9 protein-coding genes are annotated in these 12,797 nt (G+C 67.1%); 7 read left to right on the top strand and 2 right to left on the bottom strand.

Annotated elements, in window-relative coordinates; genetic code table 11:
• The first annotated feature begins 5 nt into the window (after nucleotides 1-5).
• Both PSQ39_RS13735 and PSQ39_RS13730 read left to right on the top strand, forming a co-directional pair.
• Nucleotides 6-629 (top strand): Crp/Fnr family transcriptional regulator, encoded by a 624-nt coding sequence (locus tag PSQ39_RS13735; protein WP_273927377.1) that lies wholly within the window; start codon nucleotides 6-8, stop codon nucleotides 627-629.
• A gap of 176 nt (nucleotides 630-805) precedes the next feature.
• On the top strand, nucleotides 806-2,833 hold the full coding sequence (locus tag PSQ39_RS13730; protein WP_273927376.1) for a sensor domain-containing diguanylate cyclase: 2,028 nt from the start codon (nucleotides 806-808) through the stop codon (nucleotides 2,831-2,833).
• A gap of 71 nt (nucleotides 2,834-2,904) precedes the next feature.
• On the opposite strand, the gene xdhB is transcribed toward PSQ39_RS13730, so the two are convergent.
• Complete coding sequence (xdhB, locus tag PSQ39_RS13725; protein WP_273927375.1) at nucleotides 2,905-5,244, bottom strand: xanthine dehydrogenase molybdopterin binding subunit; 2,340 nt, start codon at nucleotides 5,242-5,244, stop codon at nucleotides 2,905-2,907.
• Nucleotides 5,241-6,812, bottom strand: a complete 1,572-nt coding sequence (xdhA, locus tag PSQ39_RS13720) for a xanthine dehydrogenase small subunit (RefSeq protein ID WP_273927374.1) — start codon at nucleotides 6,810-6,812, stop codon at nucleotides 5,241-5,243. Before xdhA ends, xdhB begins: the two co-directional genes overlap by 4 nt.
• 105 nt (nucleotides 6,813-6,917) lie before the next feature.
• Here xdhA and PSQ39_RS13715 point away from each other — a divergent pair, with 105 nt between their 5' ends.
• From PSQ39_RS13715 to PSQ39_RS13695, 5 genes are all read left to right on the top strand, one after another.
• Entirely contained in the window at nucleotides 6,918-7,850 is a 933-nt protein-coding gene (locus PSQ39_RS13715) for a LysR family transcriptional regulator (RefSeq protein WP_273927373.1), read from the top strand.
• Nucleotides 7,851-7,939: 89 nt separating this feature from the next.
• Nucleotides 7,940-9,529 (top strand): ABC transporter ATP-binding protein, encoded by a 1,590-nt coding sequence (locus tag PSQ39_RS13710; RefSeq protein WP_273927372.1) that lies wholly within the window; start codon nucleotides 7,940-7,942, stop codon nucleotides 9,527-9,529.
• Nucleotides 9,516-10,595, top strand: a complete 1,080-nt coding sequence (locus PSQ39_RS13705) for an ABC transporter permease (protein WP_273927371.1) — start codon at nucleotides 9,516-9,518, stop codon at nucleotides 10,593-10,595. The genes PSQ39_RS13710 and PSQ39_RS13705 overlap by 14 nt, the downstream gene beginning before the upstream one ends.
• Nucleotides 10,595-11,515 carry an ABC transporter permease gene (locus tag PSQ39_RS13700; RefSeq protein ID WP_273927370.1) on the top strand — a complete coding sequence of 307 codons (921 nt, stop codon included), beginning with the start codon at nucleotides 10,595-10,597 and terminating at the stop codon, nucleotides 11,513-11,515. Before PSQ39_RS13705 ends, PSQ39_RS13700 begins: the two co-directional genes overlap by 1 nt.
• A 90-nt stretch (nucleotides 11,516-11,605) precedes the next feature.
• Nucleotides 11,606-12,766 carry a BMP family ABC transporter substrate-binding protein gene (locus PSQ39_RS13695; protein ID WP_273927369.1) on the top strand — a complete coding sequence of 387 codons (1,161 nt, stop codon included), beginning with the start codon at nucleotides 11,606-11,608 and terminating at the stop codon, nucleotides 12,764-12,766.
• Nucleotides 12,767-12,797 lie beyond the last annotated feature (31 nt).

Here is a 12,797-nt window from a genome sequence, read left to right as displayed (position 1 = left end):
CCTCCATGTTGCCATCTGAGTATTTCGGTCTCTCCCTCGAACACGAGGTCATCCCTGCGGGCCAGGTGCTGCTCACGCGGCAGGCGGTGTCGCCCTGGGTGACGTTTGTCGATTCGGGGCGGGTGGTGCTGGGGCTGCGCGATGGCGCCGTCCTCAGCCACCAGTTGGGGGCGGTCGAAGGGCCTTTTTGGCTGGAGGCTGCCTCGGCCGTGCTGGACCTGCCCGAGGTGGTGGACGCCCTGGCGGAAACCACCGTGGTGGTGCGTCGCATGCCGCTGCCCGCTTTTCAGCGCACCCTGGCTGGCCTGGCCAGCCCGGCGCGCAAGCTGCTGCAGGATGTGTCGCGCTCGCAGCGCCAGCAAACCGAGTTGGCCGTCAGCCGTTTGGCCATGGATGCCGAGGCGCGCTGCGCTCGCTGGCTGCTCAACCACGCTGACCAGGCCAGCCAGGGCGTGATGAATGTGCTGCTGAGCCAGCGCAAGCGCCTGATTGCCGCCGAGTTGGGCATTGCCCCGGAGACCCTGTCGCGCGTGCTGCGCCACCTGCGCGAGCGCAGTTTGATTTCGGGCTCGGGGCGCAACCTCACCTTGCTGGACCCGGGCGGTCTGCAAAGCCTCGCAGGGGGCTGATCGGCCAGCCTCTGCCGCCCTGGGGTTGTCCCTAGGCGAGGTGGTCGTTTTGCACATCCCTCCGTATAGTCCTTGGCAAGTCACAACAATTAGCCAGGGCCGGTGGTGTTTTCAGCTCTTTTTCAGTTCCTGTGTGTTCAGGTCCGGGGTGCGCTTCCCAGCCCCGGGTCGGGCTCATGAGCCGTTTCGGGCTCGCGGGCACGGTCCTGCGTTTCTTTCACGCCTTGCCCTTTCGGGTGGGCTTGGCGGCGCTGGTGCCAGCGCTGTTGGCCAGTGCTTTGGGCGTGCTCTACCAAAGCCAGCGCTGCGAGCAGTTGGCCTTGGCCCAGTTGTCGCAGTCGCAGGCTGCCGATGTGGCCTTGCTGGCCAGTTTGGTGGAAGCCCGGGCTGAACAGACCCGCAGCTGGCTCAGCGTGCTGGCCCATGCCCTCACACCCGCCCAACTCAACCGCCCTGTGACGCCGGCCGAAGTCTGGCCGACGCAGCGCAGTGCCCTGCGGGTGTTTGATTTCGTCGATGTGACCCGGGGCGATGGCGTGCCCCTGTGGCGCCACGCCCAGGCCAGCCTGCTGCCGGCCGACCTGGAGTCGGCCGTCGCCCAATTGCGCGCTCAGTCCCTGGCCGACGGGCAGGACCATGTGCTTGCGCCGGTGGGGCGCTGGCCCACGGAGAAGCCTCTGGTGCTCCTGTCCACCGCGGTGCGTGGGCCGGGCGGCCTGTTGCAAGGCGTGCTGGTGGCGGGGCTGTCGCTGTATTCAAGCCAGCTCATGCCGCCCTTGGTATCGCAGTCGACCTTCCAGGGTGACCCCCTGCTGATCTACAACGCCGAAGGCCGCATCCTGCACCACCCGCAGGCGGCACGGCTGCTGGGCATGGTGCATGACGAGGCGCTGTGGGGGCCCGCCCTGGCGCAGTCGCTGGGTGAGGGCGGAGGTGTGGGCTCGCAGGGCGTGTCGCGCCAGACCGAGCAGCACCTCATCAGCGAGGCGGACATTCCCAGTTTGCAGTGGCGCATGGCCCGCATCAGCCGCTTGGACACGGTGCTGGCACCTTACCGCGAGATGCGGCGTCAGGCCCTGGGGCTGGCCGCGCTGGCCGCCGTGTTGGGGGCCCTGCTGGTGCTGTGGTCCCTGCGCCATTTGACGCGACCTCTGGCGCTGCTGCGCCGTCGCGCGCGCCAGGTGTTGGACCGCTCGGCGCCAGCCGCCAGCGACTGGCCTCAGGCCAGCGGCGAGGTGGGTGAGCTGATCACCACGCTGCGCCAGATCGCCCTGGCGCAGGACCGCGAACACCACCGCCTGCGCGTGATGGTGGGCCAACTGGAGGCGATTTTGGAGCACGCCTCCATTGGCATCGTGGTGACGCGCCACCGCACCTTGGAGCTGATGGGCCACCAGGCCAGCGCCATGCTGGGCTACGCCCCCGGCGAGCTGCATGGCCAACCGGCGCGCGTGCTCTACCCCTCGGAAGCGGCGTATGCCGAACTGGGCCAGCAGGTGCGCCAGCAATTCCAGGAGCGCGGCTACTTTGACGGCGAACTGATGTTCCGGCGCCAGGACGGCAGCGACTTCTGGGTCCACATGCTGGGTCGGGGGGTGGTGCCGGACGATCCGGAGGGCGGCACCATCTGGATTTTTGACGACATCACCGCCGAGCGCGAGGCCCGGCGTGAGCTGTCCTGGAGCGCCACCCACGACAGCCTGACCGGCCTGGTCAACCGCCGCGAGTTGGAGGCCCGTCTGGCGCGCCAGTTACAGACCGAGCTGCCCGCCGCCTCCTGGGGTGAAGAGGGTTCGCGAGGCTGTCTGCTGTTTGTGGACCTGGACCATTTCAAATCCATCAACGATGGCGCGGGCCACGCTGCAGGCGACGTGGCCTTGCAGCAGGTCGCCCGCCTGATGGAAGCCCAGGTGCGCCAGTCCGACACCGTGGGGCGATTGGGCGGCGACGAGTTTGCGCTCTTGCTGCCCGCGTGTTCGGTGCAGCGAGCCGAGCGCATCGCCGAAAGCCTGTGCCGATCGATCGCGGCCTTGCCCTTGGTATTCGAGGGCCGGGCCTACCCCATTGGTTGCAGCATCGGCCTGGTCACCTTGGACCACTCCTCGCGTGAGGTGCGCGAAGTGCTGCATGCGGCGGACATGGCGTGCTACCAGGCCAAGCGCTCAGGGCGCAACCAGGTCGCACAGCACGCCCTGACGGCCTGAGCCAGTCGCCCGGGGCCGTCCTGCCCCAGGGGCTGGCCAGCGACCGGCCAGCGACCCGCCGGGGATTGGCCTCAGGGCTGTTGCAAGGCCTGCAGCACGTGCTCGGCCGTGGCGGGGGCCTCCAGGCACACGGCGCCGGGTCGGCCGGCGCGGGCACGGGCCTGGGCCACGGCGTCCTTCAAGGCTTCGAACACGCTGATGGCCAGCATGAAAGGGGGCTCGCCCACGGCCTTGCTGCCAAACACATTGTCCTCGCGGTTGGGCTCGGGCCACAGGTCCACCTTGAAGTGCGCCGGGATGTCGCCGGTGGCCGGGATTTTGTACGTGCTGGGTGCGTGCGTGCTGAGGTAGCCCTGGTCGTTCCAGACCAGTTCCTCGGTGGTCAGCCAGCCCATGCCTTGCACAAAGCCGCCCTCGATCTGGCCGATGTCGATGGCCGGGTTGATGCTGCGGCCCACGTCGTGCAGGATGTCCACCTTCAGCACGCGGCTTTCGCCCGTCAGGGTGTCAATGGCGACCTCGGTGCAGGCCGCGCCGTAGCTGAAGTAATAGAAGGGCCGCCCGGTCAGGGTGGTCTTGTCGTAATGGATTTTGGGCGTGCGGTAGAAGCCGTCGCTCCACAGCTGGATGCGGTTGGCGTAGGCCATTTGCACCACGTCCTTGAAGGCCCGGGTGGCGCTGGGCGAGATCACCTGGCCGGCTTCGAAGCGGATGGCGCCGGCACCGCAGCCGTCCAGGCCGCAGACAAAGCTGGCCAGGTTGTCGCGCACATGGCGGGCCGCGAACTGGGCGGCCCGCCCGTTGAGGTCGGTGCCGCTGGACGCGGCGGTGGCGCTGGCGTTGGGCACGCGGGCGGTGTCGCTGGCGCTGACGCGCACCTGCTCGAAGCCCACGCCCAACTCGTCGGCCACGATCTGCGCCACTTTGGTGTGCAGGCCTTGCCCCATTTCGGTGCCACCATGGTTCACCAGCACGCTGCCATCGGTGTAGACGTGCACCAGCGCCCCGGCCTGGTTGAACAGGGTGGCGGTGAAGGAGATGCCGAACTTCACCGGGGTGATGGCCAGGCCGCGCTGCAGCACGGGTTGGCTGGCGTTCCAGGCGGCAATGGCCTGCTGGCGGCGCCGGTAGTCGCTGCTGCGCTCCAGGGTGCTGAGCAGGGGTTCGAGGATGTTGTCTTCCACCGTCATCTGGTAGTGGGTGACGTTGCGCTCAGTGGTGCCGTAGAGGTTGCGCAGGCGCACATCGAGCGGGTCCAGGCCGAGGTGGCGCGCGATGTCGCCCAGGATGCTCTCGATCACGATCACGCCCTGGGGGCCGCCAAAGCCGCGGAAGGCGGTGTGGCTCTGGGTGTTGGTTTTGCAGCGGTAGGAGACGATTTCCACGTCTTCCAAAAAGTAGGCGTTGTCGGCGTGGAAGATGGCGCGGTCGGCCACTGGGCCGCTGAGGTCGGCGCTGAAGCCGCAGTTGGCCAACATGGTCAGCTGCAGGCCTTGCAGGCGGCCGCTGTCGTCAAAACCCACGGTGTAGTCGTAGGCAAAGGGGTGGCGTTTGCCCGTGACCATGAAGTCATCGTCGCGGTCCAGGCGCAGCTTGACGGGGCATTGCAGCTTGCGCGCGGCCAGTGCGGCCCACACGGCCAGGTGGCCGGCCTGGGTTTCTTTGCCGCCAAAGCCGCCGCCCATGCGTCGGCATTCCACCCGCACGTCGTGGTTGGCCACACCCAGGGCATGGGCCACCCAGTGCTGCACCTCGCCGGGGTGCTGGGTGCTGGCGTAGATCCACCACTGGCCCTGCTCCAGGGGCAGGGCGTAGGCGATCTGGCCTTCCAGGTAGAAGTGCTCCTGGCCGCCCACTTCCAGGCTGCCGCTCAGGGTGTGCAGGGCCTGGTTCAGCGCGGCGTCGGGGCCGCCCCGGCGCACGGTCACCGGCGGCAACACATAGCTTTGGGCGGCGTGGGCCGCCCGCGGGCTCAGCACGGCGGGCAGGGCTTCGATGTTGGCGCGCACCAGGCGCGCGGCGCGGCGCGCGGCTTGCACGCTGTCGGCCACCACCAGGCCTATCACCTGGCCAATGTGCTGCACGGTGTCAAAGGCAAACACGGGTTCGTCATGGCCGAAGGCGGCCAGCAGCTTGTCGCCGGGCACGTCGGCGGCCAGCACCACGTCGCGCACACCGGGCACGGCGAGCGCGGCGCTGCAGTCGACCCCGCGCAGTCGGCCGTGCGCCACGGGCGACAGGATGGGCGCGGCGTGCAAGGTGCCACGCACCTCGGCGATGTCGTCGATGTAGGTGGCCGCGCCGGCCACTTGGGCGGCGGCACTTTCATGTTGCTGCGAGCGGCCGCAGGCACTGCTGTCGGCGGCGGAGGCGGTGGGTTGGAGGGCGGAGGTGTCGGGGCTGTGGGTCATGCGGCCACCTTGGGGGCTTGGAAATGGGCGTCCAGCGTGGCGGGGTCCAGGCGCTGCAGGTCGATGGGGATCAGGCCCTGGCTGTCCAGCCACAGGCGCTGCAGCAGGTTGCCCAGCACCTCGCGGCGGTAAGCGCTGCTGGCGCGCATGTCCGAGATCGGGTTGAACTCGGCACGCAAGACCTCACTGGCTTGCTGCACGCTGCTGAGTTGCCAGGGCTGACCCCGCAGTGCCGCCTCGCTGGCGCTGGCACGCACCGGGGTGGCCGCCACACCGCCCACCCCGATGGAAGCGCTTTGCACCTGGCCATCGTGCAGCTGCAGGCGCACCGCCAGGCAGACGGCGGAGATGTCATCGTCCTGGCGCTTGGAGATCTTGTAGGCGCGCAGCAGTTCGTCGGGCTGCGGCCGTGGCACCTTGATCCAGGCCAGCACCTCGTCAGGGCGCATCACGTTCTGGCGGTAGCCGGTGTAGAGCTGCTCGAGTGGGAACTCGCGGTGCACGATCTGGCCGGGTTTCTGACCAGGCCCGGCCTGCCAGCGCATCAGCACCACATGGGCGCCGAGCGCGATCAGCAGCGGCATGCTGTCGCCAATCGGTGAGCCATTGGCCACATTGCCGCCCAGGGTGCCGGAGTTGCGCACCGGCAAACCGGCAAAGCGGCTGGCGAAGGTGTGCAGCTGAGGCCGGTCCGCCACCAGCGCGTCAAAGGCGTCGCTCAGGGTGACGGCCGCGCCGATGGCGATGTGGTGCGGGTAGTGCTCGACCTGGCGCAGCTCGGCGGTGCGGGTCAGGTCCAGCACCTGCTCGAACTGGCGGTGCTGCTTGGTGATCCACAGGCCCACGTCGGTGCAGCCGGCCACCAACTGGGCTTGCGGGTGCTGGGCGCGGGCTTGCAGCAGGGCCGGCAGCGTGGTGGGCGCCAGGTAGCTGGAGGCGGCATTGGACGTGGCGGGGTCATCTGTTTGGATCTGGCGCAGGCGCTGAGCCAGTTCCGCCTCATTGACCCGCTGCACCGGCAGCGTGGCCATGGCTTGGGCGGCGTCAAAAATAGGGCGGTAGCCCGTGCAGCGGCACAGGTTGCCTGACAGGGCTTCCACCGCCTCTTGGTGCGTCACGCCCTGGCCTTGGCAGACCTGGTTCTGGTACAGGCCAAACAGGCTCATCACAAAGCCGGGGGTGCAAAAGCCGCATTGCGAGCCGTGGCACTGGACCAGGGCTTCTTGCACCGGGTGCAGCTCGGGGGCGGGGGTGTTGGGCTCGGTGGGCTGGATCAGCGGGTCCTGGGCCAGGTCCTCGGCGGTCCACAAGGCCAGACCGTCCACGGACTGGGCCAGCCGGATGCAGCTGTTGATGGCACGGTATTTGATTGCATCCTGGCCGGCGCTGGCATCGAGTTCGCCCAGCACCACGGTGCAAGCCCCACAGTCACCCTCACCACAGCCTTCCTTGGTGCCTGTGCAATGAAGCTCATCGCGCAGCAGCTCCAACAGCGTTTGGGTGGGTGTTACATTGCCCAGCGAGACAAGCTGGCCACGGCGCAAAAAACGGATCGGTCTGGTGTGCATGGGGTGTCGGGTGAGCCCGTGAAGTGAAGTCCCTGCGCGTGAGGGTAGGGCGAACGCAAGCCGCCAGCATAAGCGTTGACGTATGACAAGAATGCAAGCCCTGCTATGAGAGACCAAGCCCTTTTCGACAAGATAGACCTCCACTTGATAAGGGTCTTGCACACCGTGTTAACCGAACGCAGCGTTTCGCGCGCCGCCATCCGCTTGGGCATGCATCAGCCCGCCGTTTCGGCGGCGCTGAAGCGCCTGCGTGATCTGGCTGACGACCCGCTGCTGGTGCGTTCGGGCTCGGGCATGACCCCCACCGACGCCGGCCTGCGCATGGTCGAGCCTGCGGCCAGCATTTTGCGTGCCGCTGAGGTGCTGTTCACCGATGTGCGCGGCTTTGACCCGCGCACGGCGCGCAACACCTTCCGCGTTGCCGCCAGTGACTACCTGGACCCGCTCTTCCTGCCCCAACTGGTGGCCCAGATCAAAACCCTGGCGCCGTTTTGCCAGATCGAGATCCACGCCTTGTCGGCCGACACCCACTACCACGCCCACCTTTCGCAAGGCCAGGTCGATGTGGTGATCGGCAACTGGCCCAAGCCGCCCGATGACCTGCACATGGGCCGCCTGTTTGGCGACGAGGTGGTCTGCCTGGTCAGCCAGGACCACCCGGCCGTGCGCCGGGGCTGGGACCAGGCCGCCTGGCTGGCGTCCGAGCACATCGCGCCCACGCCCACCCACCCCGGGGCGCGTGGCGTGATTGACGAGCACCTGGACGCCTTGGGCCTGCAGCGCAACATCACGGCGCGTTGCTCGCATTTCAGCCTGATCCCCAGCATGGTGGCCAGCAGCTTGCTGGTCCTCAGCACCGGGCGCCAGTTCTGCGAGCGCTATGTGGACCGCTACCCGTTGCGCATCCTGCCTTGCCCGGTCGACTTCCCACGCCTCATGTATTACCAGCTCTGGCACGAACGCAGCCACACTTCGGCGGCGGGGGCCTGGCTGCGCGAGCGCGTCAAGTCGGTGGCTGCCTCGCTACGGAAAGAGTAGCGCCTGATGTCCCAACCACGCCAAGATGTCCTTGTGTTGCCTCTGGAGGAGTCGCCGATGAGCCCCCGATTTTTGAGAAAATCCCGCGCATGAACACGCACGATTCCCCCCCTAGCGCCCGCCTGGTGCTGCAAGGCATCACCAAGCGCTACCCGGCGGTGGTGGCCAACAGCGCGGTGTCGCTGACCGTGCAGCCCGGCGAAACCCATGCTGTGCTGGGCGAGAACGGGGCTGGCAAGTCCACCCTGATGAAGATCATTTATGGCTCGGTCAAGCCTGACGAAGGCACGGTGCTTTTCAACGGCCAGCCGGTGCGGGTGCGCAATCCGCAGGAGGCGCGGGCCCTGGGCATCAGCATGGTGTTCCAGCATTTCAGCCTGTTTGACACCTTGACCGTGGCCGAGAACGTGTGGCTCGGCTTGGACCGCCACCTCACGCTGGCCGAGGTGACGCGGCGCATCAGCCAAAAAGCCGCCGAGTACGGCCTGGACATCGACCCTTCGCGACCGGTTCACACCTTGTCGGTGGGCGAGATGCAGCGGGTCGAGATCATCCGTGCCTTGTTGACCGACCCTCAGCTGCTGATCCTGGACGAGCCCACCTCGGTGCTGACCCCGCAGGCGGTCGAGAAGCTGTTTGTGGTGCTCAAGAAGCTGGCCTCTGAAGGCTGCAGCATCCTCTACATCAGCCACAAATTGCATGAGATCCGCGAGCTGTGCACGGCCTGCACCGTGCTGCGTGGCGGCAAGGTCACCGGCGTGTGCAACCCGGCCGAGGAGTCGAATGCCTCGCTGTCGCGCCTGATGATCGGTGCCGAGCCACCCGCGCTGCAGCACCGCCCCGCCCAGTTGGGTGGCACCGTGCTGGGGGTCCAGGGCTTGTCGCTGCCGCGCCAGGACCAGTTTGGCGTCGACCTGATCGATGTGCAGCTGGACGTGCGCGCGGGCGAGGTGGTGGGCATTGCCGGGGTGTCGGGCAATGGCCAGCAAGAGCTTCTGTATGCGCTCTCGGGTGAGGACACCCGAGCCGCGCCGGCCGCCATCCGTGTGGCCGGCCAAGACGCCGGGGCGCTGGCGCCCCAGGCGCGCCGGGCTCTGGGCCTGCACTTTGTGCCCGAGGAGCGCCTGGGCCGTGGCGCTGTGCCCACCATGGGCCTGGCGCACAACCTGCTGCTGACCCGCAGCGAGGCGGTGGGCGCGGGCGGCTGGCTCAGCTTGGGCAAGCTGGAAGCGCAGGCGGCGGACATCATCCGCCGCTTCAACGTCAAGGCGGGTGGTCCCCATGCAGCGGCCAAGTCGCTGTCGGGTGGCAACCTGCAGAAGTTCATCGTGGGCCGTGAGATCGACGCCAAGCCCAAGCTGCTGATCGTGTCCCAGCCCACCTGGGGGGTGGACGTGGGCGCGGCCGCGCAGATCCGGGGCGAGATCCTGGCCTTGCGCGATGCGGGCTGCGCGGTCTTGGTGGTGAGCGAAGAGCTGGATGAGTTGTTTGAAATCAGCGACCGCCTGCATGTGATCGCCAAGGGACGCTTGTCGCCCTCGGTGCCGCGCGCGCAGGCCACGGTCGAGAAGATCGGCGAATGGATGAGTGGACTGTGGAATGAGTCGGTGCAAGCGCACCTGGGTGAACTGGCGCAGGCGCCCGCCGCTGCTGCGGAGGTGAACCATGTTCAAGCTTGAACCCCGGCCCCAGGCCTCGCGCTGGTGGAGCCTGGGCTCGCCGGTGCTGGCGCTGGCGGTGACCGTGCTGATCGGCGTGTTGCTCTTCATGGCCCTGGGCAAAGACCCGGTGCGCGGCCTGCTGGTCTTTTTCTGGGAGCCCCTGAAGAACGCCTACGCGATTGGCGAGTTGATGGTCAAGGCCACGCCCCTGCTGCTGATCGCGCTGGGCCTGGCCGTGTGCTACCGTTCCAACGTCTGGAACATCGGCGCCGAGGGGCAGTTTGTCATTGGCGCCCTGGCTGCGGGCGGCGTGGCCTTGATGGCTGACAAAGGCAGCAGCGCCTGGATCATCGTGCCCATCTTGCTGGCCGGCGTGCTGGGGGGCATGGCCTGGGCGGCGATCACCGCGCTGCTGCGCGACCGCTTCAATGCCAGCGAAATCCTGGTCAGCCTGATGCTGGTCTACGTGGCGGTGCAGCTGCTGGGCTACCTGGTCTACGGGCCTTGGAAGGACCCCGCGGGCTACAACTTCCCGCAGACCAAGATGTTCGATACCGTGACGCAGATCCCGCGCCTCATGAAGGGCTCGCGCGTCAGCATCGGCCTGATCATGGCCTTGGTGGGCTCGGCCGCGCTGTGGATCTTCCTGTTCCGCACCAAGGCGGGCTTTGCCCAGCAGGTGGGCGGTCTGGCCCCGGCGGCCGCGCGCTATGCCGGCTTCTCGTCGCGCCGGGCGCTGTGGCTGGCCCTGCTGGTCTCGGGCGGCGCTGCCGGCTTGGCGGGCGCTTTGGAAGTGACCGGCCCGATCGGCCAGCTCACCCCCTACGTGCCCGCCGGCTACGGTTTTGCCGCCATCATCGTGGCCTATGTGGGGCGCTTGCACCCGGTGGGCATGGTGTTCTCGGCGATCTTGATGAGCATGTTCTACATCGGTGGTGAGCTGGCGCAGTCGCGCCTGGGCCTGCCCAAGTCGCTGACGGGTGTGTTCCAGGGGCTGTTGCTCTTCACCCTGCTGGCCTGCGACACGCTGATTGCGTACCGCGTGCGCTGGGTCAGCCCACGTTCCAAGGGAGGGGCCCACTGATGGAGTCCTATGCACTGCTTCTGGGGGCCACGCTGAATGCGGGCACCGTGCTGGCCATCGCGGCCTTGGGCCTGCTCATCAATGAGAAGGCCGGGATCGTCAACCTGGGTGCCGAGGGCGTGATGCTGTGCTCGGCCATTGCGGGCTTTGCCACGGTGGTCCACACCGGCAGCGACACGCTGGGCTTCTTGGCCGGCATGGGCGCAGGGGCCTTGCTGGCGGCGGTGTTTGGTTGGCTGGTGATCTGGCTCAACACCAACCAATACGCCACCGGCCTGGCGCTGAGCCTGTTTGGCGTGGGCTTCTCGGCCTTTGCAGGCATCAGCTATGTGCAGGCCAAGCTGCCGGAGCGCACACAGTTTGCTGTGCCTTACCTCAGTGACATCCCGTTGCTGGGCTCGGCCCTGTTTCGCCAGCACCCGCTGGTCTATGGGGCGATGGCATTGACGCTGGCGCTGACCTGGGTCCTGTACCGCTCGCGCACCGGCCTGGTCTTGCGCTCGGTGGGCGAGTCGCCTGAGTCGGCCCACGCCCTGGGCTACCCGGTGCGCCGCATCCGCCTGGCGGCGGTGGTCACGGGCGGTGCGCTGTGCGGCCTGGCGGGCGCCTTCATTTCGATTGCCTACACCCCGCTGTGGGTCGAGGGCATGGTGGCCGGTCGCGGTTGGATTGCCCTGGCCTTGACCACCTTCGCCACCTGGCGCCCGGCACGGGTGTTGCTTGGGGCTTACCTGTTTGGCGGCGTGACCATGCTGCAGTTCCATTTGCAAGGGGTGGGGGTCAACGTGCCCAGCCAGGTGTTGAGCATGCTGCCCTACCTGGCCACCATCGTGGTGCTGGCCCTGATCTCCCGCAACCCGGCCTGGATCCGGATCAACATGCCTGCGTCTCTGGGCAAGCCCTTCCATCCCGGGGCTTGAACGGGGCAGACGCGCTTGCTGATTTGTTTTTCTTGACCGGATAATCAAAATTTTCTCAACCCCTGTCGCCCACCCCAAGAAGGAAATGACATGACTGACCTGAATAAACGATCCCTGCTCAAGGTAGCCGCGCTGTCGGCTGTGGCTGCGGCCGCCTTGGTGGGTTGTGGCAAGAAGGAAGAGCCGGCACCCGCACCGGCTCCGGCCCCGGCGGCGGCAGCCCCGGCACCCAAGCCTGAGCCACTGAAGATCGCTTTCGCCTACGTGGGCCCGGTGGGCGACGGTGGCTGGTCCTTTGCCCACGACAACGGTCGCAAGGCGCTGGAAAAGGAATTCGGCGACAAGATTCAGACCTCTTTCGTGGAAAGCGTGCCCGAGTCGGCTGACGCCGAGCGCGTGCTGCGCGACATGGCTGGCCAAGGCAACAAGCTGATCTTCGGCACCACCTTTGGCTACATGGAGTCCATGCTCAAGGTGGCTGGCGACATGAAGGACGTGAAGTTCGAACACGCCACCGGCTACAAGACTGCCGACAACATGCGCACCTACGACAGCCGCACCTACGAAGGCGCGTACATGGCGGGTGTGATCGCTGGTGCCATGACCAAGTCCAACACCTTGGGCGTGGTCGGCTCGGTGCCGATTCCTGAAGTGATCCGCAACATCAACAGCTTCACCCTGGGTGCCCAGAGCGTGAACCCGAAGATCAAGACCAAGGTGGTCTGGGTCAACGAATGGTTCAGCCCGCCCAAGGAAACCGAAGCGGCCACCGCCCTGATCAACGGCGGCGCCGATATCCTGTTCCAGAACACCGACTCGCCGGCAGTGCTCAAGACCGCCGAAGAAAAGGGCAAGCGCGCCTTTGGTTGGGACTCCGACATGACCGCCTACGGACCCAAGGCCCACCTGGCTTCGGCCATCATCAACTGGGGCCCGTACTACATCAAGGCCACCAAGGACGCGCTGGAAGGCAAGTGGACCACCGGCCAAAGCTGGTGGGGTGTGAAGGAAGGCGCGATCGACGTGGTGTCCATCGCCGAAGACGTGCCAGCCGACATCAAGACCAAGATTGAAGGCATCAAGAAGGGCCTGACCGATGGCTCCTTCGTCATCTGGAAGGGCCCCATCAAGGGCCAAGACGGCAAGGACGTGCTGAAGGCCGACGAAGTGGCCGACGACAAGTTCCTGGGTGGTGTCAACTTCTACGTCAAGGGCGTGGAAGGCAAGGTCCCGGGCGGCGACAAGAAGTAAGCCAAACCGGTGGGGCCTGCCCCATCGCTGC

The sequence above is a fragment of the Curvibacter microcysteis genome (genome assembly GCF_028649455.1).
Lineage (GTDB): Bacteria > Pseudomonadota > Gammaproteobacteria > Burkholderiales > Burkholderiaceae_C > Curvibacter > Curvibacter microcysteis.
This window is presented reverse-complemented; position numbering and strand designations above follow the sequence as displayed.

What these genes read in the sequence shown, in the direction of transcription:
- PSQ39_RS13735 (WP_273927377.1), top strand. Translation starts at nt 6, where the DNA reads ATGTTGCCATCTGAGTATTTCGGTCTCTCCCTCGAACACGAGGTCATC.
- PSQ39_RS13730 (WP_273927376.1), top strand. Translation starts at nt 806, where the DNA reads ATGAGCCGTTTCGGGCTCGCGGGCACGGTCCTGCGTTTCTTTCACGCC.
- xdhB (WP_273927375.1), bottom strand. Translation starts at nt 5,244, where the DNA reads ATGACCCACAGCCCCGACACCTCCGCCCTCCAACCCACCGCCTCCGCC.
- xdhA (WP_273927374.1), bottom strand. Translation starts at nt 6,812, where the DNA reads ATGCACACCAGACCGATCCGTTTTTTGCGCCGTGGCCAGCTTGTCTCG.
- PSQ39_RS13715 (WP_273927373.1), top strand. Translation starts at nt 6,918, where the DNA reads ATGAGAGACCAAGCCCTTTTCGACAAGATAGACCTCCACTTGATAAGG.
- PSQ39_RS13710 (WP_273927372.1), top strand. Translation starts at nt 7,940, where the DNA reads ATGAACACGCACGATTCCCCCCCTAGCGCCCGCCTGGTGCTGCAAGGC.
- PSQ39_RS13705 (WP_273927371.1), top strand. Translation starts at nt 9,516, where the DNA reads ATGTTCAAGCTTGAACCCCGGCCCCAGGCCTCGCGCTGGTGGAGCCTG.
- PSQ39_RS13700 (WP_273927370.1), top strand. Translation starts at nt 10,595, where the DNA reads ATGGAGTCCTATGCACTGCTTCTGGGGGCCACGCTGAATGCGGGCACC.
- PSQ39_RS13695 (WP_273927369.1), top strand. Translation starts at nt 11,606, where the DNA reads ATGACTGACCTGAATAAACGATCCCTGCTCAAGGTAGCCGCGCTGTCG.